Genomic DNA, 26,150 nt, shown 5'->3' with positions numbered 1-26,150 from the left:
GCGAAAGGACGGCGCGCATGTTTCAGGTCTTGGCCAGCTCCTGGGCGCTGCTTCTGGGCATGCTGTTCCTGATGGTCGGCAACGGCATCCAGGGCACGCTTCTGGGCATCCGCGGCGGCATCGAGGGGTTTTCCACCTTCGAGATGTCCATCGTCATGTCGGCCTATTTCGTGGGCTTCCTGGGCGGCTCGCGGCTGGCGCCGGGGCTGATCCGGCGGGTCGGCCATGTGCGCGTCTTTGCGGCGCTGGCCTCGCTGATCTCGGCCATCCTGATCCTTTACCCCACGCTTGCCGATCCCATCGCCTGGACCATCGGCCGGGTGCTGATCGGGTTCTGCTTCTCGGCTGTCTATGTCACCGCGGAAAGCTGGCTGAACAATGCCGCCACGAACGAGACCCGCGGCAAGGCGCTGTCGCTTTACATGATTACCCAGATGGCCGGGATCGTCAGCGCGCAGGGGCTGATCCTGATCGCCGATCCGGCGGGGTTCGTGCTGTTCATCATCCCCTCGGTGCTGGTCTCGATCTCGTTCGCGCCGATCCTGCTGTCGGTCAGCCCCACCCCCGCCTTCGAGACGACCAAGCCGATGTCGCTGCGTCGGCTGATCCGGACCTCGCCAACGGGGGCCGCGGGCATGTTCCTGATGGGCGGCGTGTTCTCGGCGCTGTTCGGCATGGCCTCGGTCTATGGCACCTCGGCCGGGCTCAGCGTGGCCCAGATCTCGGGCTTCATCGCGACGATCTATATTGGCGGACTGTTCCTGCAATATCCGATCGGCTGGCTGTCGGACCGGATGGACCGGCGCACGCTGATCCTGGCCGCGGCGGCCATCGGCGGGGTTGCGGCGGGCGTGGCGCTGGTGCTGGGGGGCAGCTTCGCGGCACTTCTGGTCACGGCCTTCGTGATCGGGGGCATGTCGAACCCGCTTTATGCACTGCTGATCGCCTATACCAACGACTATCTGGACCGTGACGACATGGCCGCGGCCTCGGGGGGGTTGCTGTTCATCAACGGGGTGGGCGCGATCCTGGGGCCGTTGGTCACGGGCTGGATGATGGGGCTGATCGGGCCGCAGGGCTTCTTTCTGTTCATCGCGATCCTGATGCTGTCGCTGGCCGCCTTTACCGCCTACCGGATGACCCAGCGCGCGCCCGTTCCCGTGGACGAGACCGGATCCTATGCGCCGGTTCTGCCCACCGCCTCGCCGGTCGCCGTCGAGGTCGCCGGCGAGGTTGCGGCCGAGGCGCGCGAGGACGAGGCCGGGGAGGGCCGGTCCGACCCGGCGCGCTAGGCCCGTTCGTCTTGCGCGACAGGGCTTAATCTGAAACGATCCCCCCAGCGCAGGGGCAGGCAGGAGCAGTGGAATGGCAAGCCGCGACGAGATCATCGAGTTCTGGCTGAACGAGGTCGGCCCCGAAGGCTGGTACAAGGCCGATACCGACATCGACGCCGCGATCACCGCGCGGTTCAAGTCCGACTGGGAGGCCGCCCATTCCGGCGCGCTGCATGACTGGCCCACCAACCCCACCGGCGCGCTGGCCTTCCTGATCCTGACCGACCAGTTCCCGCGCAACATGTTCCGCGGCGACTGGCGGTCCTTTGCGACCGATGTGCTGGCGCGGGCGGCGGCGAAACAGGCGATCGACCAGAATTTCGATACGCGCGTCAGCGAACCCGAACGGCAGTTCTTCTACATGCCGCTGATGCATTCGGAATGTCTGATGGATCAGGACCGCTGCGTGCGGCTGATGCTGACCCGGATGCCCGAGACCGGGGCCGAGAACCTGCTGCACGCCAAGGCCCATCGCGAACTGATCCGACGCTTCGGCCGCTTCCCCTTCCGCAACGATGCGCTGCATCGCGGCTCCTCGCCCGAGGAGATCGCCTTTCTCGAGGAGGGCGGCTATGCCGCCTGCGTCGAGCAGTTTCGCGCCGAGGCCTGAGCGCCGGGCACGGGTGGTCTGACAGGGGGGCGGCATGAGCGCGCGCAACTTCGACATGATCGTGATCGGCGCGGGGCCGGGGGGCTATGTCGCCGCGATCCGGGGCGCGCAGCTTGGCATGAAGGTCTGCGTCGTGGAACGCGAGCATCTGGGCGGCATCTGCCTGAACTGGGGCTGCATCCCGACCAAGGCGATGCTGCGCTCGGCCGAGGTCTTTCACCTGATGCACCGGGCCAGCGAATTCGGGCTGACGGCCGATGGCATCGGCTATGACCTTGACGCGGTGGTGAAACGCTCGCGCGGGGTGGCGAAGCAGTTGGCGGGGGGCGTCGGGCATCTGCTGAAGAAGAACAAGGTCACGGTCGTCATGGGGGCGGCGACTCTGGCCGGTCCGGGCCGGGTGTCCGTTGCAACCGACACCGGCAGCGAGGAACTGACCGCACCCGCCATCGTGCTGGCCACCGGCGCGCGGGCGCGCGACCTGCCGGGGCTGGAGGCCGATGGCAAACGGGTCTGGAGCTATCGCCACGCGCTGGTGCCCCCGCATATGCCGAAAAAGTTGCTGGTCATCGGCTCGGGCGCCATCGGCATCGAATTTGCAAGCTTCTTCAACACGCTGGGCGCCGAAACGACGGTGGTCGAGGTGATGGAGCGCATCCTGCCGGTCGAGGATGCCGAGATCTCGGGTTTTGCGAAGAAGCAGTTCGAGAAACAGGGGATGCGCATCCTTGAAGGCGCCAGCGTCACGCGGCTGGACCGGGGTACCGACAAGGTGACCGCCCATGTCGAGCAGGGCGGCAGGACCGAGGCTTTCGAGGTCGATACCGTGATCTCGGCGGTCGGCATCGTCGGCAATGTCGAGGGGCTGGGGCTGGAGGCGCTGGGGGTCAGGATCGACCGCACCCATGTCGTCACCGACGAATTCTGCCGCACCGGCATCAAGGGGCTTTATGCCATCGGCGATGTCGCCGGGCCGCCCTGGCTGGCGCACAAGGCCAGCCACGAGGGCGTGATGGTGGCCGAACTGATCGCGGGCGGCCATCCGCACCCGATCCGGCCGGGCTCCATCGCGGGCTGCACCTATTGTCATCCGCAGGTCGCAAGCGTCGGGCTGACCGAGGCGCGGGCGAAGGAAAAGGGCTACGAGGTCCGCGTGGGCCGCTTCCCCTTTCTCGGCAATGGCAAGGCGATTGCGCTGGGCGAGCCCGAGGGGATGGTCAAGACCCTGTTCGATGCGAAGACCGGCGAGCTTCTGGGCGCGCATATGGTGGGCGCCGAGGTGACGGAACTGATCCAGGGCTATGTCGTGGCGCGCGGTCTGGAAAGCACCGAGGCCGACCTGATGCAGACGATCTTTCCGCATCCGACGCTGTCGGAAATGATGCACGAATCCGTGCTGGACGCCTGGGGCCGCGCGATCCATTTCTGACCGCGAGCGCTCAGGTCCAGCCCAGGTGGTGGATGTTGATCTCGAATTTCGGGTGCATCCCGGCCCCCGCCAGCCCGGGCCGGTGATGGCGACAAAGCGCGCGCCAATAGGGGATGATCGCCGTTCCGTCCTCGACCATCCGCCGTTGCAGTTCGCCCATGACCGCCCGGCGCGCGGTGCTGTCGGCAATCGCGGTCGCCTTGTCCAGCAGCGCATCGAACGCAGCGTCGCGAAAGCCCGTCTCGTTCCAGGCCGCATCCGAGCGATAGCCGAGGTTCAACAACTGGATGCCGGTCTCGCGATGGTTCCAGTCGGTTGCGGAAAAGGGATAGCCGGTCCATCCCGCCCAGAAACCCGCCGTGGGCAGCAGCGTCCGTTTCACCCGGAAGCCCGCATCGCGCAACTGCGCGGCCACCGCGTCGGCGGTGTTCCGGCGGTAATCGTCGTCAAGCGAGACCAGATCATGCTCGAAGCCCGTCATGCCCGCCGCCTCCATCAGGCGGCGGGCTTCGGGGATGTTGCGCTCATGCGGCGGGAAATCGGCATGGTCGGGATGCACGCCCTGCGCCACATGGTAATTGTTGGTCGAGACCTGCCCCCGCCCCGCAAGCCCCAGTTCCAGCGCGATCGCATTGTCCACCGCCAGCGCCAGCGCCCGGCGCACCCGAGGATCGGCATAGGGCCGGATGCCGTTCACCTCCGCCTCGCGGTTCGGCCGGATCACCACCGTCGACGAGGTGGCAACCGTGCTTTCCACCCAGCCCAGCGCGGTGAAGGCGTCGACGAAGCCCGACACGGTTTCATGGGTCATGTCGAAGGCATCGGCGCGCGCCCCGGCCAGCCATGCGGCGGGATCGGGGCCATGGTCCAGGAATTCCGCCCGGTCCAGATAGGCCGCGCCCCAATAGCCGTGATCGGGATTGCGGCTCAGCACGATGCGTTCGCCCGGCCTGACCTCGTCGATGCGAAAGGCGCCGGTGCCGATGCCATGCTCCAGCACCGGCGTTCCGATCAGGTCGCGATGCTGGATGGCGGCCGGGTAATCGGCCATGCCCAGCATCAGCGTGCCATCGGGCTTGCCGAGCCGCAGCCGCAGGCTGTGGCGGTCCAGCACCTCGACCGCACCCGGCGCGGCGCGGCCGCCCTGCATCAGCGCGGCCATGCGCGCCGCCATGGAATTGCCCGGCACCGAGGCGTCGCACCAGCCCAGGATATTGGCCTCGACATCCTCGGCGGTGAAGGGCGCGCCATTGTTCCACATGACCCCCGGCCGAAGGTTCAGCAGGTATTCTGTCGCCTCCCCATTGACGCGCCATCCCGCCAGCAGCATCGGGCGCAGCGCGCCATCCGGCTGCACCTCGACCAGGTATTCGGCGATGCCGCGGGTCGCATTGGCCAGGTCCGAGCGGTCATAGCGGCGCGGATCGGTCGGCGCGTGGCAATCCATCTGGATGCGCAGCGTACCGCCCGCCCGGGGCCGTGCCCCGGCCCGCGCGGGGGCGGGCAGGCCGATCAGCCCATGCGCCACGGGGATCGCGACGCCCAGCGCGGTGGCACGGGCCAGGAAGGTGCGCCGGTCCATCAGCCCGGCGCGGTATTCGCGCGCGTAGAGCAGGGCGGCGGCATGGGGCTTGGGTCCGGGGCGGGTCATCGGCCTTCTCGCGTCTTGCGCACCCGTCATCCGGGCGGGTCGCGCAGGACGAGCATAGCCGGGAAGCTGCCAGCGCCCTAAGCGCGCAGCGAAGCGGTCGCGCGTTCGTGAAGCCGCAGGCCTAGTCGCCCTTGCGGAACTCCTTGGGGCTGCGGCCGGTGCGGGCGTGAAAGGCGCGGGTGAAATAGGCGGGCGAGGCATAGCCCAGCGCGCTGGCGATGTCCTTTACGGGCGCCCGTGTATCGGCCAGAAGGCGCCGCGCCTCGCTGATCTTGCGCTCGGTCAGCAATTCCAGCGCCGAGCGCCCGCAGGTCTGGTTGCACACCCGCGTCAGATGGGTCGGCGTCACGCCCAGATCGGCGGCATAGCCCGATACCGATTTCGACGTGCGGAATTCGCGTTCCACCAGCGCGGCATAGCCTGCTGCCAGCCTGCGGGCCGAAACGGGAATGCTCGTCACATCCTCGGCCAGTTCGATCTGGCGTTCCAGCCAGACCGAGATCAGCCCCGCATAATGCCGGATCGCCCGGCGCGCGCCGGTGCGCTTGCGCGACAATTCACGATCCAGCCCGTCCAGCAGCGTCGCGATCTCGACCTGAACCTGTCCGTCGCGGATGCGCAGATGATGCGGCGTGTCGGGCAGATCCAGATCGGCCATGCCCGGAAACATCACCGCCGAGCCAAAGACCTGTCCCGTCATCTCGAAACCGTGCATCGTGTGCGCGGGCACGAAGATCGCGTTATGCGCGCCATAGCCACGGGTGACGCCCGCCACCGTGATCCGGCCCTGACCCTTGGTGATCCACAGAAGCTGCGGCGCGGAATAGCTGCGCATCGCCTCGGCCCGCCAGCGGCCGCCCTGCGTGAGCCGCGAAAACGGCACGATCCGGATATCGGGAAACAGCGTCATGGCAGCTTTTCGGCAGGGGGGCGCAGGGGATGCGGGTTCGAATCGGACAACCTTTTACCGATTCGCGGCGTTGGGTAAAGCAAAACAGGTTTGATTCGTCCGCCCCCGGCGCGCGGCTGTCAGCCCGGCGCGATCCGCTGCCATGCCGCGAACCTTGCGCGGAACCAGGTGCGCTGGCGCTTGGCATATTGCCGCGAGGCGGTGCAGGCAGCCGAAACGGCCTGGTCCAGCGTGATCTCGCCCCGCAGATGCGCGATCAGTTCCGGCGCACCGATGGCGCGCGCCGACAGCAGCACCGGATCCCAGCGCGGCAGATTGGCCCGCGCCTCGTCCAGCGCGCCCGCGGCGATCATCCGGGCAAAGCGGGTCTCGATGCGGGCGTTCAGCCAGTCGCGCCCGGCCTCGATCAGCAGGGGCTGGGCGCGGGCCAGCGGCAAGAGCGGCGGCGGCGTGGCGTCCTGCCAGTCCGCCAGCCCGCGACCGGTGGCGCGCATCACCTCCCAGGCGCGCTGGACGCGGACGGGGTTCTGCCGGTCGATCCGCGCGGCCGTTGCGGCGTCCAGCTCGGCCAGAAGCCCCGCGACCTCTCCGGCGGCGATCCGCGCATCGGCCTCGGCCCTTATCGCGGGCGGCGTGGCCGGGATCTCGGCCAGCCCCTCGGTCAGCGCGGTGAAGTAAAGCCCGGTGCCGCCCACGATGATCGGTCGCGCATCGCCCGCCAGGATCGGCGCCAGCTCGCGCAGCCAGTGGCCCACGGAATAGTCCCCCGCCCAGCCGACATGGCCGTAAAGCACATGGGGCGCGCGGTTTTCCTCGTCTGGCGAGGGGCGTGCGGTCAGCACGCGCCAGCCCGCGAACACCTGAAGCGCGTCGGCATTCACGATCACGCCGCCCTGCGCCTCGGCAATCGCAAGCGCCAGCGCCGACTTGCCGCTGGCGGTGGGGCCGGCGATCAGCACCGGGCGGGCAGGGTCGAGTTCGGGCAGTTCCATGCGGGCAGCGGCCTCGTTCGGCGTTGAACCTGTCGGCCTTTTCCGACATTTTGCGCCCGACACAAGATAACGGGCAGAGGCAGACCCTATGAACGACACCGGCGCCACGCAAGCGAAGCCCAAATACAAACGGGTGATGCTGAAAATCTCGGGCGAGGCGCTGATGGGCGACCAGGGCTTCGGGCTGCATCCGCCCACCGTGGAACGCATCGCGCGCGAGGTGAAATCGGTGCGCGATCTGGGCGTCGAGATCTGCATGGTGATCGGCGGCGGCAACATCTTTCGCGGGCTTCAGGGCAGCGCGCAGGGGATGGAGCGGACGACCGCCGATTACATGGGGATGCTGGCAACCGTGATGAACGCGCTGGCGATGCAGTCCGCGCTTGAGGGGATGGGCGTCTTCTGCCGGGTCATCAGCGCGATCCGGATGGACGAGGTGGCCGAGCCCTATATCCGCCGCCGCGCGGTGCGCCACCTTGAAAAGGGGCGGGTCTGCATCTTTGCAGCGGGCACCGGCAACCCCTATTTCACCACCGACACCGCCGCGACGCTGCGCGCCAACGAAATGGCCTGCGAGGCGATCTTCAAGGGCACCAAGGTCGATGGCGTCTATGACAAGGATCCGATGAAGGCGTCGGATGCCGTGCGCTATGAGGACATCACATATGATGACGTTCTCGTGAAGAATCTCAAGGTGATGGACGCCTCGGCGATCGCGTTGGCGCGCGACAACGACTTGCCCATCATCGTCTTCTCGCTGGACGAACCCGGCGGCTTCCGCGGCATCCTAGCCGGGGAAGGCACCTATACAATCGTGCATAGTTAGCGTTATAGCAATCTCTGCGCGCGACAACGAACCAATCAGAAGAGTTCAGACCGATGGCGGATGACGAGCTGGAAATCGACCTCGATGATCTTCAGCGCCGGATGGACGGCGCCATGAGTGCGCTCAGGCAGGAATTCGCGTCGCTGCGGACCGGACGCGCCTCGGCCAGCATGGTCGAGCCGATTCACGTGGACGCCTATGGTTCGCTGACGCCGATCAACCAGGTCGCAACGGTCAACGTGCCCGAGCCGCGGATGGTGACCATCAATGTCTGGGACAAGGCGCTGGTCAACAAGGTCGAAAAGGCGATCATGGAATCGGGCCTGGGGATCAACCCGCAGAAGAACGGCACGATCATCATGCTGCCGATCCCCGAGCTGAACGAGGAACGGCGCCGCGAACTGACCAAGGTCGCCGCGCAATATGCCGAACATGCCCGCGTCGCCGTGCGCAACGTGCGCCGCGACGGGATGGAGCAGATCAAGAAGGCCAAGGCCCAGGGCATGAGCGAGGATGACCAGAAGATCTGGCATGACGAGATTCAGGACCTGACCGACAGGCATATCGCCCAGATCGACAAGGCGCTTGAATCCAAGCAGCAGGAAATCATGCAGGTCTGAGATCTGCGGGGTCGGAAAAGGGGACGGCGTGGCCGCGAAGGACAACCAGCATACCGGCCCGGCCCATGTGGCGGTAATCATGGATGGCAACGGCCGGTGGGCGCAGATGCGCGGCCGGCCGCGGCTGTTCGGCCACCAGGCAGGTGCGCGGCGCGTGCGCGAGATCGTCGAGGCCTGCCCCGGGCTTGGCATCCGCTACCTGACCGTTTTCGCCTTCTCGACCGAGAACTGGAAACGCACCCAGGCCGAAGTAACCGGCCTGATGACCCTGTTTCGCCGCTATATCCGCAAGGAGGCGCAGGCGCTTCTGGAAAACGGCGTGCGGGTGCGCTTCATCGGCGACCGCGACCGGCTGGAGCCCAAGCTCGTGCGCATGATGCGCGGGCTTGAGGAACTGACCGAGGCCAATGACCTCGTGCATCTGACCGTTGCCATCAATTATGGCGGCCGGGACGAGGTTGCCCGCGCCACCAAGCGGCTGGCGCGCGAGGTGGCAGAGGGGCGGCTTGACCCCGAGGATGTGGATGCCGAGACGCTGGCGCGCTTTCTGGACACCTGCGTTCTGCCCGATCCCGATCTGGTGATCCGCACCAGCGGAGAGGCGCGGATTTCGAATTTCCTGCTCTGGCAGTCGGCCTATTCCGAATACGAGTTCACGCCGGTCCTCTGGCCCGATTTCACGGCCACCCATTTCGCCGAGATCGTCGGGAATTACAGCGCGCGCGAGCGCCGGTTCGGGGCGGTCACGGCCTGATGGCGATGCGGGGATCGTGGGAGGATCTGTCGGCACGCCTGATCTCGGGCGCGGCGATGGCCGTGGTCGGTGTGGTGCTGATCGCGCTGGGCGGCATCTGGTTCGCGATGCTGGCCGCGGCGGTTTCGGGCCTGATGGTGTGGGAACTTGGCCGCATGATCGCCCCGCAGGACCGGCGCGGGCCGGTTGCGCTGGGGCTGCTGTCGGGCGGCGCGGTACTGGCCGCCTGGGCCTTGCCGGACATCTATGCGCTGCCGCTGCTGGCCGCGCCCGCGCTGGTCGGCGCCGGGCAGATGCCGCGTGACCGGGTGATCTATGGCGTCTATGCGCTGGCGATCCTGGTGGCGGGTTACGGTCTGGCCAGTTTCCGGGGCGATTTCGGCATGGTCTGGCTGATCTGGCTGGTGCTGGTGGTGATCGCGACCGATGTGGCGGGTTATTTCGCGGGCCGCTTCATCGGCGGGCCGAAATTCTGGCCGCGCGTCAGCCCGAAAAAGACCTGGTCGGGCACTGTGGCGGGCTGGGTCTCGGCCGCGCTGATCGGGGCGATCTTCCTGACCTTCACCAATGCGGGGCGCGATCTGCCCTGGATCTCGGTGGCACTGTCCTTTGCCAGCCAGATGGGCGACGTGGCCGAAAGCGCGCTCAAACGCCGCATGGGGGTCAAGGACAGCTCTTCGCTCTTGCCCGGCCATGGCGGTCTGTTGGACAGGTTCGACGGCCTTCTGGGCGCGGCGCTGTTGATGCTGCTGGTGGCCCAGGTCGTCTATGTTCCCCAAGTGAGGTTCTGAAACAGGCATGGCACGGCGGATCACGATTTTCGGCGCCACCGGTTCGATCGGCGAGAACACGGTCGACCTGCTGACCCGGCAGGGTGGGGCGGCGGAATATGACGTGGTCGCGCTGAGTGGCGGGCGCAACGTCGCGCGGCTGGCCGAACAGGCCCGCGCCCTTCAGGCCGATCTGGCCGTGACCGCGCATGAGGAGTGTTATGACGATCTGAAGGCCGCGCTGGCAGGCTCGGGGGTCGAGGCCGCGGCCGGGCCGCAGGCGCTGGCCGAGGCTGCGGACCGTCCCTCCGACTGGATCATGTCGGCCATTGTGGGCGCCGCGGGGCTGGTGCCGGGGATGCGGGCGCTGCGCCATGGCACGACGCTGGCGCTGGCCAACAAGGAAAGCCTGGTGACCGCCGGGCCGCTTCTGCTGGCGACGGCGGCGCAGCATGGCGCGCGCATCCTGCCGGTGGACAGCGAACATTCGGCGATCTTCCAGGCCCTTGTCGGCGAGGAGATCGAGGCGGTCGAGCGCATCGTCATCACCGCGTCTGGCGGGGCGTTCCGCGACTGGCCGATCGAGGCGCTGAAGAACGCCACCCCCGAACAGGCGTCGTCGCATCCCAACTGGGCGATGGGACAACGGATCACGGTCGACAGCGCGTCGATGTTCAACAAGGCGCTGGAACTGATTGAGACCAAGGAATATTTCGGGATCGACCCCGACAGGATCGAGGCCGTCGTCCATCCCGAGTCGCTGATCCATGCGCTGGTTGGATTCCGGGACGGTGCGATCATGGCCCATGTCGGCCCGCCCGACATGCGCCACGCCATCGGCTATGCGCTGAACTGGCCCGACCGGCGCGACCTGCCGGTGGCGCGGCTCGATCTGGTGCAGATCGGCCAGCTCAATTTCCGCCCCGCCTGCGAAGCCCGCTGGCCCGCGCTGCGGCTTGCGCGCGAGGTGATGCAGGCGGGCGGGCTGACGGGGGCCGCCTTCAACGCCGCCAAGGAGGCGGCGCTGGATGCCTTCCTTGCCCGGCAGATCGGATTCACCCAGATGGCCGAGGTGGTCGAGGCCGTGCTGGACCGTCTGTCCGGCGACAGCCTTCTGACAAAATCGCCCGAAAGCCTTGAGAAAGTGCTGGAAACGGACCATCTGGCACGACAGGCGGCGGCCGACATCGTCCGTGGCCTGGAACGCTAGCGCAGTCACAAGCCAGGACGCCTGAATTTGGATCTCGTTACCCTGATCCCCTCTGCGGGGAACCTTGTCTTCACGATCGCCGCCTTTGTCCTGGCGCTTTCGATCATCGTCACCGTCCACGAATACGGCCATTACATCGTCGGCCGCTGGACGGGCATCAAGGCCGAGGTTTTCTCGCTGGGCTTCGGGCCGGTGCTGGTCTCGCGCATTGACCGGCATGGCACGAAATGGCAGATCGCGGCGCTTCCGCTGGGGGGCTTCGTGCGCTTCATGGGCGATGCCAGCGCCACCTCGGCCCGGCCCTCGCCCGATGTGGCGCGGATGGATCAGGATACGCGGCGGCACACGATGCATGGCGCCCCGCTCTGGGCGCGCACGGCGACGGTTGCGGCGGGACCGCTGTTCAACTTCGCGCTTGCGATCCTCGTCTTTGCGGCGCTGTCGCTGGCGCGCGGCGTCGCCGTCGATCCGCCGACCGTGGGCGCGCTGGTCGCGCTGCCGCCCGATGCCGTCGAACAGGGGGGGCTTGCGCCCGGCGACACGATCCTGGCGCTGAACGGTGTTCCGACCCCCGATCATGTCAGCCTGTTGCGCGCGGTCGAGACGCTGCCCGTCGATGCGCCGCCGGTCTATACGGTGCGCCGCGACGGGGCCGAGCGCGACGTTCCCGGCCCCTTTCCGTTCCCGCCAATCGTGTCCTCGGTCCAGCCCCGGACGGCTGCGGCGGATGCCGGGCTCCGGCCCGGCGATGTGGTGGTTGCCATCGCGGGCGAGCCGGTCCGCACCTTTCGCGAGTTGCAGGCGCGGGTGGCCGAGAATGGCGGCCAGCCGGTCGCCATCCGCATCTGGCGCGCGGGCGAGACGCTGGAGTTCAGCCTCACGCCCAAGTCCATGGACCTGCCGCTGACCGATGGCAGCTTCGAGACGCGCTGGATCATCGGGATGAATGGCGGTCTGGCCTTCGAAAGCGCGACGCGGATGCCCGGCCCGGTCGAGGCGCTGAGCTACGGGGTGGATCAGCTGGGATACATCCTGCAATCCAGCCTGTCGGCGCTTTATCACATGCTCACCGGCGCGATCAGTTCGTGCAACCTGTCCGGTCCCATCGGCATCGCCGAAACCTCGGGCGCTGCGGCCAGTCAGGGGCTGGAAACCTTCATCTGGTTCATCGCGATGCTTTCGGCGGCGGTGGGGCTTCTGAACCTGTTTCCGATCCCGGTGCTCGATGGCGGGCATCTGGTGTTCTACCTCTACGAGGGGATCACCGGCCGGCCGCCCAGCGACCGGGCGATGCGTTTCCTGACCGCGGTCGGGCTGGCGATGCTGCTGGGCCTGATGGCCTTTGCGCTGACGAACGATCTGGTCTGTCCCTAGGCCGGTAGTGGCCCAATTGGCGCCACAATGCGCGCCTAGGGTGTCCGCCGGTTCGCTTTCACGGGGCTAACGGACGGATTCGCCATGACCCAGGCCATCGAAACGCTTCGCAACGGCCTGCGCGGCCTCAGCCTGCTGATGCAGCTCAACTGGGACCGGCTGCTGTTTCCCTTTGCCATCGCGCTGGCGCTGATGCTGGCGGGCTGGATGACCGGGCTCTGATCGCACCGCCCCCGGTCCTTTGCGGCTCCCCGACATGAGGATACCGGGCAACGCCGCCGGTTTTCCGGGCCCGGACCTTTTGACATCCTCGGGCGTTCCCGGTAGCTAAAGTCGCAGAAAAACACGTCAGGGCGGGACGGCGACATGTCGAGATTTGCACGCGGGAACCTCGGTCGGCGGGGCCGGGCCAAACTTCTGGCCGCATCGGTATTTCTGGGGGCCGCGGGCAGCGCGACGCTGATGCCGCATGTGGTGCAGGCGCAGACCTACCGCTTCTCGGCCGTCGAGGTCACCGGCAACCAGCGCGTCGATGCCTCGACGATTCTGTCCTATGCCGGGATCGCCCGGGGCGAGGCGGTGTCGGCGGCGCGGCTGAACGACGCCTATCAGGCGATCGCGGCCAGCGGGCTGTTCGAACGTGTCGAACTGGTGCCGCGCGGCAATACGCTGGTGATTTCGGTTACTGAATACCCCACGATCAACCGCATCGCGTTCGAGGGCAACAGCCGGATCAAGGATGACGACCTCGCCACGATCATCCAGTCGAAATCGCGCCGCGTCTATTCGCCCAGCATGGCCGAGGCCGATGCCGCGGCAATCGTCGCAGCCTATGAACAGCAGGGCCGGCTGGCTGCCAGCGTCACGCCCAAGATCATCCGCCGCTCCGAAAACCGCGTCGATCTGGCCTTCGAGATCGTCGAGGGCGCCGTGGTCGAGATCGAGCGCATCTCGTTCGTGGGCAACCGCGCCTATTCCGAGGGCCGGTTGCGCCGGGCGCTGGGCACCAAGCAGGCGGGCATCCTGCGCCGGATCATCAGGTCGGACACGTTCATCGCCGACCGGATCGAGTTCGACAAGCAGGTGCTGCGCGACTTCTACACCTCGCGCGGCTTTGTCGATTTCCAGGTGCTGTCGGTCGCGCCCGAACTGACGCGCAACCGCGACGGCTATCTTCTGACCTTCACCATCCGCGAGGGCCAGCAGTTCCGCTTTGGCCAGATCACCACGGTTTCGGACCTGGCCGAGGTCGATGCCGACGAATTCCAGCGCGCGGCCAATATCCGGCCGGGGCAGGTCTACAGCCCGCTCGCGGTCGAGAACACCATCGCAAGGATGGAGCGGCTGGCAACGCGCAAGGGTTTGAACTTCATCCGGGTCGAACCGCGCGTGGTGCGCAATGACCGTGACCTGACGCTGGATATCGAGTTCGCCGTCACCCGCGGGCCGCGGATGTTCGTCGAGCGTATCGACATCGAGGGCAACGCCACCACGCTGGACCGGGTGGTGCGCCACCAGTTCCGCACCGTCGAGGGTGATCCGTTCAATCCGCGCGAGATCCGCGAATCCGCCGACCGCATCCGCGCGCTGGGCTTCTTCTCGCGTGCCGATGTCACCGCGCGCGAGGGCAGCGCGCCCGACCAGATGGTGGTGAATGTCGATGTCGAGGAACAGCCGACCGGATCGCTCTCGTTCGGGCTCAGCTATTCCGAGGTCGACGGCCCCGGCGCGGCGATCGCCTTCACCGAGACCAACTTCCTTGGCCGCGGGCAGTTGCTGAGCTTCCGCATCGACACCGGCACCGACAACTCGACCTCGCGGCTGGTCTTTGCCGAACCCGCCTTCCTTGGCCGGGATGTGCGCTTCCGCTTCTCGGCGCTCTATGCCGAGACCGACGGACGCTTCAATTCCAGGTTCGACACCCGCCAGATCGAGATCTCGCCCTCGCTGCAATTCCCGCTGTCCGAAAGCAGCCGGCTTGAGCTGCGCTATACCTTGGGCGAGAGCAATATCCGCAGATATGAGGGCAACGCGCAGATCATTCAGGACGATGCCGACCGCGGCGCGCTGACCACGTCCAAGATCGGCTACAGCTACAGCTACGATTCCCGGCGCAACGGGCTCGACCCGAATTCCGGCATCCGGCTTGAATTCAACCAGGATTTCGCCGGGCTTGGCGGTGATCTGGAATTCATCGAGACGACCGCGCTGATCGGGGCGCAGACCATGGTCTGGAACGAGGAGATCACGCTGAGGGCCGAGTTCGAGGGCGGCGTGCTGTCGATGCTGGGCAACCAGGACAGCCGGCTTCTGGATCGCTATTTCCTGAACGGCAAGATCCGTGGCTTCGAGGGCAACGGGATCGGTCCGCGTGATCTGAGCACCCCCGACAACGAGGCGCTGGGCGGCACCATGTTCGCGGTGGCCCGCTTCGAGGCCGAATTCCCGCTGGGCCTGCCCGAGGAATACGGGATCAAAGGCGGTCTGTTTGCCGATGTCGGCTCGGTCTGGAACCTGGACAACAACCTGTCCGGGGTGGATGACAGTTTCAGCCTGCGTTCGGCAGTCGGTGTCTCGATCTACTGGAACACGCCCATCGGGCCGTTGCGCTTCAACTTCTCCGAGGCGGTGAAGAAGAAGGACTATGACCGGACCCAGAATTTCGACCTGACGATCTCGACCCGGTTCTAGGCCATGAGACAGGCGCGCGCGGCGGTTCTGGCCGGCCTTCTGGCAGGGCTGGCCGCAATGCCCTGTTCCGCGCAGGATGCGCAGATGCTGCGCAGCCCGGTTCTGACCCTGGATCAGGAGCGGCTTCTGGCCGACAGCCGTGCCGGGCGCGCGCTGGCCGAGGCGCTTGAGGCCGCAACCGGCGCGCTTGGTGCCGAGAACCGGCAGATCGAGGCCGAACTGATCGCCGAAGAACGCGACCTGACCGAACGCCGCCGCACCCTGCCACCCGAGGAGTTCCGCGCGCTGGCCGAAGCCTTCGACGAAAAGGTGGTGGCGATCCGTCGCGCCCAGGACGCAAAGGCACGCGCGCTGTCCCAGCGCCGTGAACTGGATCAACAGGCGTTCTACCGCCAGGCGCTGCCTCTGGTCGCGGAAATCGTGCGCGAGCGGGGCGGCGTGGTCGTGCTGGAGCGCGGTGCGGTGATCCTGTCGGCCGAGCAGGTGGACATCACCGACGAGGCCATCGCGGCCATCGACGCGCGTCTTGCGCCCGAGGCGGCGGAACCGGCCGGAACCGGCCCGGAACCCGGCACAGATGCCGCGGCCGAGTAGCCCGGCTTGCCCCGGACGTGGGGAGTTGCTAGGGCTGCCGGATGCCGGTCCGCGCACCGGCCGAGTGGAAGGAGTGCGTTCAGATGACCAGTGCCCCCGTGAATGACGCCATCGGCGAGGCCGCCGCCCAGGTTCCGGCCGAAGCCGACATCCACCTGATCCAGCGGGTCATTCCGCATCGCTACCCGTTCCTGCTGGTCGACCGGGTGACGCGGATCGTGCCAAGCCAGAGCGCGGTGGGCATCAAGAACGTCACCTTCAACGAGCCGCATTTCCAGGGCCATTTCCCCGGTGCCCCGGTCATGCCCGGCGTGACCATCATCGAGGCCATGGCCCAGACGGCAGCGGTCATGGCCGGTCTGTCCCTGGGCAAGGTCGACAGCCAGCTTCTGGTCTATTTCATGGCCATCGAGAGCGCCAAGTTCCGCCGCAAGGTCGTGCCGGGCGATGTGCTGGAACTGCACATCACCGTCAAGCGCGGCGGCAAGAAGGTATGGAAATTCGCAGGCGTCGCGATGGTGGGCAACGAGGTTGCCGCCGAGGCCGAGTTCACCGCGATGATGGACCTGCCGCAGGAGTAGGAAGATGGCCGTCGATCCGACCGCGCGCATCCACCCGTCCGCCATCGTCGAAGACGGCGCCCGGATCGGTCCGGGCTGCGTCATCGGCCCGTTCTCGGTGATCGGGCCGAAGGTGCGCCTGGGCGCCGGGGTCGAGGTCAAGAGCCACGCCATCGTCACCGGCCTGACCGAGATCGGCGAAGGCACGGTGATCTTCCCCTTCGCCAATATCGGCGACATCCCGCAGGATCTGAAATACCGCGGCGAGGAAACCCGCCTGATCGTCGGTGCCCGCAACCGCATCCGCGAGGGCGTGACGATGAACACCGGCACCGAGGGCGGCGGCGGTGTCACCCGGGTCGGCGATGATTGCCTGTTCATGATGGGCGCCCATGTCGCCCATGACGCGCAGGTGGGCGACCGGGTCATCATGGTCAACAACTCGGCGCTGGCTGGCCATTGCGTGATCGGTGACGATGTCATCATCGGCGGGCTGTCGGGCATCCACCAATGGGTGCGCGTCGGCCGGGGCGCGATCATCGGCGCGGTGACGATGGTGACGAATGACGTCATCCCCTATGGTCTCGTGCAGGGGCCGCGCGGCGTGCTGGACGGGCTGAACCTGGTCGGACTGAAACGCCGCGGCGTCCCGCGCGAGGATATCTCGGCCCTGCGCGCCGCCTTTCAGGCGCTGGCCCAGGGCGAAGGCGCGTTCATGGACCGCGCCCGCCGCATCCATGACGAGACCACCAGCCCCCATGTCCGCGAGATGGTCGAGTTCGTGCTGGCCGATACCGACCGCTCCTTCCTGACCCCGCGCTGATGGCGGGCGCGACCGCCCTGATCGCCGGACGCGGCGCGCTGCCCGCGCATCTGGCCCGGGCGCTGGCCGCCTCGGGCGCGCCCTTCGTGATCGCCGAGGTCGAGGGCTTCGCGATGGACAACCCCGACGGGCTTCCGGTGCTGCGCTTCGCGCTCGAACGGCTGGCGCTTCTGTTCGACCACCTGCACGAAAACGGCGTGACCCGCGTGGTGATGGCCGGCGCCGTGACCCGGCCGCGGCTTGACCCCGAACGCATCGACCCGCGCACCGCGCAATTGCTGCCCCGGATCGTCCCCGCGCTGGCCCAAGGCGACGACGCGACCCTGCGCGCGGTGATCGCCCTGTTCGAGGAGGAGGGCTTTGCCGTGGTCGGCGCCGAGGCCGTGGCGCCCGACCTGCTGCCGCCGCCCGGCGTGCTGACACAGGCCCGGCCCGGCCCCGCCGACGAACGCGACGCCGCCCGCGCCGCACAGATCGTCGCGGCGCTGGGGGCGGCGGATGTGGGGCAGGGGGCGGTGGTGGCACAGGGGCTCTGCCTTGCGGTCGAGGCGCTGCCCGGCACGGACGCGATGCTGGCCTGGGTGGCCGAGGTCGCAGGCGCCTGCCGCCCCGATCCCAAGGGCGCCAGGGGCGTGGTCTGCAAGGCGCCGAAACCGGGCCAGGATCGCCGCGTCGACCTGCCCGCCATCGGCCCCGCCACGGTCGAGGCCGCCGCCCGCGCGGGCCTTGCCGGGATCGTCGTCGAGGCCGGGGGCGTTCTGCTGCTCGACCCCGCCGAAACCATCGCCCGCGCCGATCGGGCCGGGCTCTTTCTCTGGGTCCGAACCCCGTGAGCCGCCCGCCCCGGTTCTTCCTGATCGCGGGCGAGCCTTCGGGCGATGCGCTGGGCGCGGCGCTGATGGCGGGGCTCAGATCCTTGGCGCCGGGGGTCGCGTTTCACGGCATCGGCGGCCCGCTGATGCAGGACGAGGGGCTGACCAGCCTCTTTCCCATGGACGAGCTGTCGGTCATGGGCATCGCCGAGGTGCTGCCGCGCTATTTCGCGCTGAAACGCCGGATCGCTCAATCCGCCGATCAGGTGCTGCACCTGAAACCCGATGCGCTGATCACCATCGACAGCCCGGATTTTTCCCTGCGCGTCGCCGCCCGGGTGAAGGCCGCCAGCCGCATCCGCACGGTGCATTACGTCGCCCCCACCGTCTGGGCCTGGCGACCGAAACGCGCGGCACGGATGGCGCGGGTGATCGACCAGGTGCTGGCGCTTTTCCCGTTCGAGCCGCCCTACATGCAGGCCGAAGGCATGCGTTGCGATTTCGTCGGCCACCCGGTCGTCGCCCAGCCCCAGGCCAGCCCGGCCGAAGCCGCCGCGTTCCGCAATGCTCATGCCATCGCGCCCGATGCCCCGCTGATCCTTGCCCTGCCCGGATCGCGCCGGGGCGAGGTTGCGCGGCTTGCCCCGGTCTTCGGCGCGGCACTCGCCCCCGTTCTGGCCCGCCACCCGGCGCTGCGTGTCGTCGTCCCCGCGGCCAGACCGGTCGCGGATGCGGTCCTGAACCTGACCCGCGACTGGCCCGGCGCGCCGCTGATCCTCGACCCCCGCACCACCCCGCCAGCCGACAAGCGCGCCGGTTTCGTCGCCGCCGATCTGGCGCTGGCCGCCTCGGGCACGGTCTCGCTGGAACTGGCCGCCGCCGCCACGCCCATGGTCATCGCCTATGACATGAACTGGCTTTCGCGCGCGATCATCGGCCGGATGCTGAGGCTCGACACGGTCACGCTGGTCAATATCGTCTCGGAAACCCGCGCCGTTCCCGAATTCCTCGGCGCCGCCTGCAAGCCCGCGCCGATTGCCGCCGCGCTTGTGCGGCTTCTGGACGATCCCGCGGCCCGCGCCGCGCAACTCTCGGCCGCGCGCCTGACCATGACCCGGCTGGGGCAGGGCGACGAGGCCCCCGGCCTGCGCGCCGCCCGCGCCGTCCTTGACGGGCTTGGCTGAACGCTGGTCTTCTTCTTGGCAAAAATACCCATTATCCCGCCGCCCGACATCCCGCGCGGCGCTTGCGCAGGGGCTCAGCCGCCCGCCCGGATCCAGCCGCCACCCAGAACCCGGGTGCCCTCGGTCTCGTAGAAGACACAGGCCTGGCCGGGGCTCACGCCTTCCTCGGGGGCCAGCAACTCGACCACCGCCTCGCGCTCCGAAACCGGCCGCAGGATCGCCTCGCGCGGCGGCCGGGTCGAGCGCACGCGCACCAGAACCGGCCATTCGGCCCGTGTCCCGATCGGCGCATCGCCCAGCCAGTTCACCTCGCCAAGATGCACCAGCCGCGTCGCCAGCAACTCCTTTGGCCCGACGATCACCCGGCGCGCATCGACATCCAGCCGCACGACATAAAGCGGCTCGGCCAGCCCGCCGATCCCAAGGCCCCGGCGCTGGCCGATCGTGTAATGTATCACGCCCTCATGCTCCCCCAGCACGCGGCCATCGGCATGCACGATCTCGCCCGGATCGGCCGCGCCGGGGCGCAGCTTCTCGATCACGGCGGCATAATTGCCCTCGGGGACGAAACAGATGTCCTGGCTGTCGGGCTTGTCGGCCACGGGCAGCCCGTATTTCGCCGCCAGCGCCCGGGTTGCCGCCTTGTCGGGCAGCCCGCCCAGCGGAAAGCGCAGGAAATCGAGCTGCTCGCGCGTCGTCGAGAACAGGAAATAGGACTGGTCGCGCGCAGGATCGGCGGCGCGGTGCAGTTCCGGTCCCTGCGCGCCGATCATCCGGCGGATGTAATGCCCGGTCGCCATGCAGTCGGCGTCAAGCTCCCTGGCCGTCTCCAGCAGGTCGCGGAACTTGACCCTCTCGTTGCAGCGGATGCAGGGCACGGGCGTTGCGCCCGCCAGATAGGCGTCGGCAAATTCTTCGATCACCGCCTCACGAAAGGCGTTTTCGTAGTCCAGGACGTAATGGGGGAAACCCACCTGCTCGGCCACCCGGCGGGCGTCGTGGATGTCCCGCCCGGCGCAGCACGCGCCCTTTTTCGCCAGCGCGGCGCCATGGTCGTAAAGCTGCAACGTGATGCCCACCACGTCATAGCCTTCCTCGGCCAGTTGCGCGGCAACAACCGAACTGTCGACGCCGCCCGACATGGCGACAAGCACGCGGGTTTCCGCCTCGGGCTTGGCAAAGCCCAGCGAGTTCAGCGGGCGCGTCGCGCTGTCAAGCGGCATGGGATCACTCCTGGGGAACATTCGCAGGGAATATAGGAAAATGCGAGATACTCTCAACCCTCGGCTTCACCCACCCTTAAGCATGACGGGCCAGTTTCAGGCCAGCCGCAAGAGGGACGATTGCTGATGTTTCTGAAACGCATCGAGGGGCCCCGGACCGTCACGCTGCCCGACGGAACCAAGATGACCCGCGCGGACCTGCCGCCGGTGGACACCTTTCGCTGGGTCGCCAGCCGCAAGGCCGCCGTGGTCAAGGCCGTCGCTGCCGGTCTGATATCCGAGGCCGAGGCGCTGGAGCGCTATTCGCTGTCCGAGGAAGAATTCGAAAGCTGGAAGCGCGCGGTGCGCGAGCATGGGTTGCGGGGGCTGAAGGTGACGGCGCTCAAGGAGTTCCGACAACCCTGACGCGAAATTAACTGGACAACTTAAAATTGTAAATGTTAATATGATCGTCAAGGTAAGGTAGCGTTAACCATTTTTCGTCAGGGTTCGTAAACGTTCGACGACATAACGGAGACCCTCGCCATGCGCGTATTACTGGTTGAAGACGACCCGACCACGGCAAAAAGCATCGAATTGATGCTGACCCATGCCAACCTGAACGTCTATACGACCGATCTGGGCGAGGAAGGCATCGACCTTGCGAAACTCTACGATTACGACCTGATCCTGCTCGATCTGAACCTGCCCGACATGAATGGCCATGAGGTGCTGCGCCAGCTTCGCCTCGCGCGGATCGACACGCCGATCCTGATCCTGTCGGGGGCAGCGGATACCGAGAACAAGATCAAGGGCTTCGGCTTCGGCGCCGATGATTACATGACCAAGCCCTTTCACCGAGAGGAACTGGTGGCGCGCATCCATGCGATCATCCGCCGGTCCAAGGGACATGCGCAGTCGGTCATCCGCACCGGCCGGGTCGAGGTCAATCTTGACGCCAAGACCGTCGAGGTCGCGGGCAAGGCGGTGCATCTGACCGGCAAGGAATACCAGATGCTGGAACTTCTGTCGCTGAGGAAGGGCACCACCCTGACCAAGGAGATGTTCCTCAACCATCTTTACGGCGGCATGGACGAGCCCGAACTCAAGATCATCGACGTCTTCATCTGCAAGCTGCGCAAGAAGCTTGCCCAGGCCACCGGCGGCGAGACCTATATCGAGACGGTCTGGGGCCGGGGCTATGTGCTGCGCGATCCCGAACCCGTGCGCGGCGAGTTGCCAAGGTCGATCGCCCTGGGCGCATGACAGCCGGGCGGCCCAGGCGGCCGCTGGAAATCCCGCCGCGGCGCCCCTATCACTGAGTTGGGGCAGCCGCGGGAGGGCGCATGACGGCCGAGACACCTGTCGAACATCTGACCGAAGACGCGGCGCGGGCGGAACTGGCCCGTCTTGCGCATCAGATCGCGCAGGCCGATGCGGCCTATCACCTGCATGACGCGCCCGAAATCTCGGATGCCGCCTATGATGCGCTGAAGCGGCGCAACGCCGAGATCGAGGCGCGCTTTCCCGCCCTCATCCGACCGGACAGCCCCTCGGCGCGGGTGGGCGCCGCGCCCGCCGAAGGCTTTGCCAAGGTCCGGCACGAACGACGGATGCTGTCGCTGGAGAACGCCTTCGAGCCTGCCGAGATTGCGGAGTTCGACGCCCGCATCCGCCGCTATCTGGGCCTTGGCGACGACGCGCCGCTGATCTACACCGCCGAGCCCAAGATCGACGGGCTGTCGCTGAGCCTGCGCTACGAGGGCGGGCGGCTGGTGCAGGCCGCGACCCGCGGCGATGGCGAGACCGGCGAGAACGTGACCGCCAATGCCCGCACCCTGTCCGACATCCCCGCGCGGATCGAGGGCGCGCCCGACATCCTCGAGGTGCGCGGCGAGGTCTATATGGCGCATGCCGATTTCGAGGCGCTGAATACCCGTCAGGCCGAGGCCGGGCAAAAGACCTTTGCCAATCCGCGCAACGCCGCGGCCGGATCGCTGCGCCAGCTTGACCCGGCGATCACGGCATCCCGGCCGCTCAGGTTCTTTGCCTATGGCTGGGGTGCGCTCAGCGCGCCGCTGGCCGATACCCAGAAGGGCGCGATTGACCGGCTGGAGAAATTCGGCTTTCCGGTCAATCCTTGGACGGCGCTTTGCGACGGCCCCGACGCGCTGCTGGCGCAATACGCCGCCATCGAACAGCGCCGCGCGACGCTGGGCTATGACATCGATGGCGTGGTGTACAAGGTCGACGATCTCGCGCTTCAGGACCGGCTTGGTTTCCGCTCGACCACGCCGCGCTGGGCCATCGCGCACAAGTTCCCCGCCGAACTTGCCTGGACGCGGCTGGAACGGATCGAGATTCAGGTCGGCCGCACCGGCGCGCTGTCGCCGGTCGCGCGGCTGATGCCGGTCACCGTGGGCGGCGTCGTCGTCTCGAACGCGACGCTGCATAACGAGGATTACATCGCCGGGCGCGATTCCCGGGGCATGGCGATCCGCGACGGCAAGGATTTCCGCGAAGGCGACTGGGTGCAGGTCTATCGCGCGGGCGACGTGATCCCCAAGCTGGCGGATGTGGATCTGTCAAAGCGGCCCCCGGACGCCGCGCCCTATGCCTTTCCCGCGATCTGCCCCGAATGCGGCTCTGACGCGATTCGCGAAGAGAGTGATTCGGTGCGCCGCTGCACCGGCGGGCTGATCTGTCCCGCGCAGGCGGTGGAACGGCTCAAGCATTTCGTTTCGCGCAACGCCTTCGACATCGAGGGGCTGGGCGCGAAACAGGTCGAGATGTTCTACCGTGACGAAGTGTTGCCGATCCGCGAACCCGCCGACATCTTCACGCTTGAGGCGCGCGACCGCGCTAACATCCCCAAGCTGAAGAACCGCGACGGCTGGGGCGAGAAATCCGCCACCAACCTGTTCGCCGCCATTCAGGCGCGCCGCACGATCCCGCTGCACCGGCTGATCTTTGCCCTGGGGATCCGCCATGTCGGCGAGGTGAACGCCGATCTTCTGGCGCGCAATTACCTGACCTGGCAGGCGTTCGAGGCCGCGATGACCAACGCCACCGTGGGCGGCGGGGCCGAGTGGGAACAGCTTCTGTCCATCGACGGGGTCGGGCAGGTGCTGGCGTCCTCGCTTGTCACGGCCTTTCACCAACCGGCCGAGCGCGCCTCGATCGACCGGCTTGTGGCACATCTGAGCGTGGAACCAGCCCAGCCGCGCGGGCAGGTCGACAGCCCTGTGGCGGGCAAGACCGTGGTCTTTACCGGCACGCTGGAACGCATGACCCGGGCCGAGGCCAAGGCGCGGGCCGAGGCGCTGGGGGCCAAGGTCGCGGGCTCGGTGTCGAAGAAGACCGATCTGGTGGTGGCGGGTCCGGGGGCGGGATCGAAGGCGAAGCAGGCCGCCGATCTGGGGATCGAGACCATCGACGAGGAGGCGTGGCTTCAACTCATCGGCGGCGCATGAGCGGGCGGCCGGATATCCTGTTTCCGCTGTTTGCCGGGCTCGAAGGGCTGGACGGGGTCGGGCCGAAAACCGCCAAGCTCCTGGCCCAGCTCGATATCGGGAAGCCGCGCGATCTGATCTTCACGCTGCCCCATTCGGGCGTGGACCGGCGGCGGCGGGCAAGCCTGCGGCAGGTGCCGCCGGGCGAGGTCGCCACCGTCGAGATCGAGGTTCTGCGCCACGAGCCGCCGCGCACAAGGGGCCGGCCCTGGCGGGTGCAGGTGCAGGACGCCGAAACCGCCTTTACGCTGGTCTTCTTCCACGCCAAGGGCGAATACCTGCGCAAGCTGCTGCCCGAAGGTGCGCGGCGGGTGATTTCCGGCAAGGTCGAGCATTTCGACGGGATGATCCAGGTGGTCCATCCCGATCATGTGGTGTCGCCCGATCAGGCCGAGACGATCCCCGATTACGAGGTGGTCTATCCGCTGACCGCGGGGCTGGGCCTGAAACAGATGACCCGCGCGGTGCAATCGGCGCTCGACCGGCTGCCCGATTGTCCCGAATGGATCGACCCGGCGCTGCGGGCGCGCGAGGGGTGGCCGGGCTGGGCCGCCGCGCTGCGCATGGCCCATGCCCCGCTCGGCCCGCGCGAGATGGCCGCGACCGCACCGCCACGCCAGCGGCTGGCCTATGACGAACTGTTCGCGCATCAGTTGACGCTGGCGCTGGCCCGGGCTTCCGTCCGGCGCGGCAAGGGCCGGGTGACGGCGGGCGACGGGCGGCTGCGGACGCGGGTGCTGGCGGCGCTGCCCTACCGGCCGACCGCCGCACAGACCCGCGCAATCGACGAGATCGCGGCCGACATGGCCCGGCCCAGCCGGATGAACCGGCTCTTGCAGGGCGATGTCGGCGCGGGCAAGACGCTGGTCGCCTTCATGGCGCTGCTGATCGCGGTCGAGGCTGGCGGGCAGGGGGTGATGATGGCGCCCACCGAGATCCTTGCCCGCCAGCATCTGGAAAACCTGCGCCCGCTGGCCGAACAGGCGGGCGTGGTGCTGGAGATCCTGACCGGCCGCGACAAGGGCGCCGAGCGGCGGGCCAAGCTTGCCGCCCTTGCCGCGGGCGACATTCAGGTGCTGGTCGGCACCCATGCGCTTTTCCAGAAGGATGTGGCGCTGCGCGACCTGCGTCTGGCCATCGTGGACGAACAGCACCGTTTCGGCGTGTCGCAGCGGATGGAACTGGCCGCCAAGGGGCCGGGCGCGGATGTGCTGGTGATGACGGCGACACCCATTCCGCGCAGTCTGGCGCTGGCCACGCATGGCGACATGGATGTGTCCGTTCTGGACGAGAAGCCGCCGGGCCGGATGCCGGTGCGCACGGCGCTGGTCTCGGCCGGGCGGATCGACGAGGTGGTGGACCATCTGCGCCGCGCCGTGGCCGAGGGGCGGCAGGCCTATTGGGTCTGCCCGCTGGTCGAGGGTTCGGAACTGGTGGACCTGACTGCGGCCGAGGACCGCTTTCAGAGCCTGCGCGCGGCACTGGGCGAGGGCGTCGTGGGGCTGGTGCATGGCCAGATGCCCGGCCCCGAAAAGGACGCCGCGATGGCCCGGTTTCAGGCGGGCGAGACGGCGGTACTGGTCGCGACCACGGTGATCGAGGTGGGGGTGGACGTGCCCAACGCCTCGATCATGGTGATCGAGCGGGCCGAAGGCTTTGGCCTCGCGCAATTGCACCAGTTGCGCGGTCGGGTCGGGCGGGGGGCGGCGGCCTCGACCTGTCTGTTGATGTATCAGCCGCCCCTGACCGAAAGCGGGCGGCGGCGGCTGGAAATCCTGCGCGAGACCGAGGACGGCTTTCGCATCGCCGAGGAGGATCTGGCGATGCGCGGCGCGGGCGATCTGATCGGCACCGCGCAATCTGGCCTGCCGCGCTTTCGCATTGCCGATCTGGAGCGGCAATCGGCACTGATGGCGCTGGCGCAAAGCGACGCGCGCAAGCTGCTGGCCGACGATCCGGCGCTGGAAACCGAGCGCGGCAAGGCCGCCCGCGTGCTGCTTTGGCTGATGGAGCAGGACAAGGCGATCCGGCTGATTCAGGTGGGCTGAGGGCGTTCCGTTCTGGTCTGTTCCGGAAAGTTCTTAAAAAGTTCTTTACGCGCAACCGAAAGTATGAGAACAAATAGGCAACAAGTTACCCGACAGGAGGTTGCCCCGATGCTGACCGAACTGCTCGCCACCCTTGAGCGCAGCCGCGCCACCCTCTGGCAGGATGCGATTGGCGCCGCCGCGCTGATGGTGGCCTTGTTCGCGGGGCTGCACCTGCCCGCGCTTTACTGACGGTTCACTGCCC

General features: G+C 67.6%; 25 protein-coding genes. 21 read left to right on the top strand and 4 right to left on the bottom strand.

Translation table 11 applies throughout. From position 1 onward, the window contains the following. Positions 1-17 precede the first annotated feature (17 nt). The 3 genes from GH815_RS05115 (at position 18) to lpdA (ending at position 3,373) form a co-directional block, all read left to right on the top strand. Positions 18-1,292 carry an MFS transporter gene (locus tag GH815_RS05115; RefSeq protein WP_153747680.1) on the top strand — a complete coding sequence of 425 codons (1,275 nt, stop codon included), beginning with the start codon at positions 18-20 and terminating at the stop codon, positions 1,290-1,292. 73 nt (positions 1,293-1,365) lie between these two features. Beyond that, on the top strand, positions 1,366-1,944 hold the full coding sequence (locus GH815_RS05110) for a DUF924 family protein (protein ID WP_153747679.1): 579 nt from the start codon (positions 1,366-1,368) through the stop codon (positions 1,942-1,944). A 34-nt stretch (positions 1,945-1,978) separates the two neighbouring features. Continuing rightward, the gene (gene lpdA / locus GH815_RS05105; protein WP_153747678.1) at positions 1,979-3,373 is read left to right on the top strand and encodes a dihydrolipoyl dehydrogenase; all 1,395 of its coding nucleotides are present in this window, start codon (positions 1,979-1,981) and stop codon (positions 3,371-3,373) included. 10 nt (positions 3,374-3,383) lie between these two features. Here the strand turns inward: lpdA and GH815_RS05100 are convergent, their stop codons facing one another. From GH815_RS05100 to miaA, 3 genes are all read right to left on the bottom strand, one after another. Beyond that, positions 3,384-5,024 carry an ABC transporter substrate-binding protein gene (locus GH815_RS05100; RefSeq protein ID WP_153747677.1) on the bottom strand — a complete coding sequence of 547 codons (1,641 nt, stop codon included), beginning with the start codon at positions 5,022-5,024 and terminating at the stop codon, positions 3,384-3,386. A gap of 121 nt (positions 5,025-5,145) precedes the next feature. Continuing rightward, the gene (locus GH815_RS05095; RefSeq protein ID WP_153747676.1) at positions 5,146-5,934 is read right to left on the bottom strand and encodes an AraC family transcriptional regulator; all 789 of its coding nucleotides are present in this window, start codon (positions 5,932-5,934) and stop codon (positions 5,146-5,148) included. Between the two features lie 119 nt (positions 5,935-6,053). After that, entirely contained in the window at positions 6,054-6,926 is an 873-nt protein-coding gene (gene miaA / locus GH815_RS05090; RefSeq protein ID WP_153747675.1) for a tRNA (adenosine(37)-N6)-dimethylallyltransferase MiaA, read from the bottom strand. Between the two features lie 88 nt (positions 6,927-7,014). On the opposite strand from miaA, the gene pyrH reads away from it, so the two are divergent. From pyrH to lpxB, 13 genes are all read left to right on the top strand, one after another. Next, positions 7,015-7,752, top strand: a complete 738-nt coding sequence (gene pyrH / locus GH815_RS05085; RefSeq protein ID WP_153747674.1) for a UMP kinase — start codon at positions 7,015-7,017, stop codon at positions 7,750-7,752. 53 nt (positions 7,753-7,805) lie between these two features. Beyond that, positions 7,806-8,372 (top strand): ribosome recycling factor, encoded by a 567-nt coding sequence (gene frr / locus GH815_RS05080; protein WP_153747673.1) that lies wholly within the window; start codon positions 7,806-7,808, stop codon positions 8,370-8,372. Between the two features lie 28 nt (positions 8,373-8,400). Next, positions 8,401-9,126, top strand: coding sequence for a polyprenyl diphosphate synthase (uppS, locus tag GH815_RS05075; protein ID WP_343030666.1), 726 nt, complete (start codon positions 8,401-8,403; stop codon positions 9,124-9,126). Beyond that, positions 9,126-9,917, top strand: a complete 792-nt coding sequence (locus GH815_RS05070) for a phosphatidate cytidylyltransferase (protein ID WP_153747672.1) — start codon at positions 9,126-9,128, stop codon at positions 9,915-9,917. Before uppS ends, GH815_RS05070 begins: the two co-directional genes overlap by 1 nt. Positions 9,918-9,924: 7 nt before the next feature. Then, a complete protein-coding gene (dxr, locus tag GH815_RS05065; RefSeq protein ID WP_153747671.1) occupies positions 9,925-11,106 on the top strand; it encodes a 1-deoxy-D-xylulose-5-phosphate reductoisomerase in 1,182 nt (393 codons plus the stop codon). A 27-nt stretch (positions 11,107-11,133) separates the two neighbouring features. Beyond that, positions 11,134-12,480, top strand: a complete 1,347-nt coding sequence (gene rseP, locus GH815_RS05060) for an RIP metalloprotease RseP (RefSeq protein ID WP_153747670.1) — start codon at positions 11,134-11,136, stop codon at positions 12,478-12,480. Positions 12,481-12,564: 84 nt separating this feature from the next. Beyond that, positions 12,565-12,702 (top strand): hypothetical protein, encoded by a 138-nt coding sequence (locus tag GH815_RS18810; RefSeq protein ID WP_170290293.1) that lies wholly within the window; start codon positions 12,565-12,567, stop codon positions 12,700-12,702. Between the two features lie 144 nt (positions 12,703-12,846). After that, entirely contained in the window at positions 12,847-15,171 is a 2,325-nt protein-coding gene (bamA, locus tag GH815_RS05055) for an outer membrane protein assembly factor BamA (protein WP_153747669.1), read from the top strand. A 3-nt stretch (positions 15,172-15,174) separates the two neighbouring features. Beyond that, on the top strand, positions 15,175-15,765 hold the full coding sequence (locus tag GH815_RS05050) for an OmpH family outer membrane protein (RefSeq protein ID WP_153747668.1): 591 nt from the start codon (positions 15,175-15,177) through the stop codon (positions 15,763-15,765). 83 nt (positions 15,766-15,848) lie between these two features. Next, positions 15,849-16,346: a 3-hydroxyacyl-ACP dehydratase FabZ gene (gene fabZ / locus GH815_RS05045; RefSeq protein ID WP_153747667.1), complete on the top strand. Its 498-nt coding sequence runs from the start codon at positions 15,849-15,851 to the stop codon at positions 16,344-16,346. 4 nt (positions 16,347-16,350) lie between these two features. Next, on the top strand, positions 16,351-17,148 hold the full coding sequence (gene lpxA, locus GH815_RS05040; protein WP_153747666.1) for an acyl-ACP--UDP-N-acetylglucosamine O-acyltransferase: 798 nt from the start codon (positions 16,351-16,353) through the stop codon (positions 17,146-17,148). Continuing rightward, complete coding sequence (locus tag GH815_RS05035) at positions 17,145-17,981, top strand: LpxI family protein (RefSeq protein WP_153747665.1); 837 nt, start codon at positions 17,145-17,147, stop codon at positions 17,979-17,981. Before lpxA ends, GH815_RS05035 begins: the two co-directional genes overlap by 4 nt. Next, positions 17,978-19,144 (top strand): lipid-A-disaccharide synthase, encoded by a 1,167-nt coding sequence (lpxB, locus tag GH815_RS05030; RefSeq protein WP_343030665.1) that lies wholly within the window; start codon positions 17,978-17,980, stop codon positions 19,142-19,144. Before GH815_RS05035 ends, lpxB begins: the two co-directional genes overlap by 4 nt. Before the next feature lie 74 nt (positions 19,145-19,218). Here lpxB and mnmA read toward each other — a convergent pair whose 3' ends face one another. Beyond that, positions 19,219-20,367, bottom strand: a complete 1,149-nt coding sequence (gene mnmA, locus GH815_RS05025) for a tRNA 2-thiouridine(34) synthase MnmA (RefSeq protein WP_153747663.1) — start codon at positions 20,365-20,367, stop codon at positions 19,219-19,221. A 126-nt stretch (positions 20,368-20,493) separates the two neighbouring features. Between mnmA and sciP the strand changes: the two genes are divergently transcribed. From sciP to GH815_RS19370, 5 genes are all read left to right on the top strand, one after another. Continuing rightward, positions 20,494-20,772, top strand: a complete 279-nt coding sequence (gene sciP, locus GH815_RS05020; RefSeq protein ID WP_153747662.1) for a CtrA inhibitor SciP — start codon at positions 20,494-20,496, stop codon at positions 20,770-20,772. A gap of 120 nt (positions 20,773-20,892) precedes the next feature. Next, on the top strand, positions 20,893-21,612 hold the full coding sequence (gene ctrA / locus GH815_RS05015) for a response regulator transcription factor CtrA (protein ID WP_153747661.1): 720 nt from the start codon (positions 20,893-20,895) through the stop codon (positions 21,610-21,612). An 80-nt stretch (positions 21,613-21,692) separates the two neighbouring features. Then, complete coding sequence (gene ligA, locus GH815_RS05010) at positions 21,693-23,819, top strand: NAD-dependent DNA ligase LigA (protein ID WP_153747660.1); 2,127 nt, start codon at positions 21,693-21,695, stop codon at positions 23,817-23,819. After that, complete coding sequence (gene recG / locus GH815_RS05005; RefSeq protein ID WP_153747659.1) at positions 23,816-25,906, top strand: ATP-dependent DNA helicase RecG; 2,091 nt, start codon at positions 23,816-23,818, stop codon at positions 25,904-25,906. Before ligA ends, recG begins: the two co-directional genes overlap by 4 nt. A gap of 108 nt (positions 25,907-26,014) precedes the next feature. Further along, complete coding sequence (locus tag GH815_RS19370) at positions 26,015-26,137, top strand: hypothetical protein (protein WP_279388205.1); 123 nt, start codon at positions 26,015-26,017, stop codon at positions 26,135-26,137. Positions 26,138-26,150 lie beyond the last annotated feature (13 nt).

Source organism: Rhodovulum strictum (assembly GCF_009649175.1).
Classification (GTDB): domain Bacteria; phylum Pseudomonadota; class Alphaproteobacteria; order Rhodobacterales; family Rhodobacteraceae; genus Rhodovulum; species Rhodovulum strictum.
Note: the sequence above shows the minus strand (reverse complement) of the source record. Positions and strands in the feature narration are given on the sequence as shown.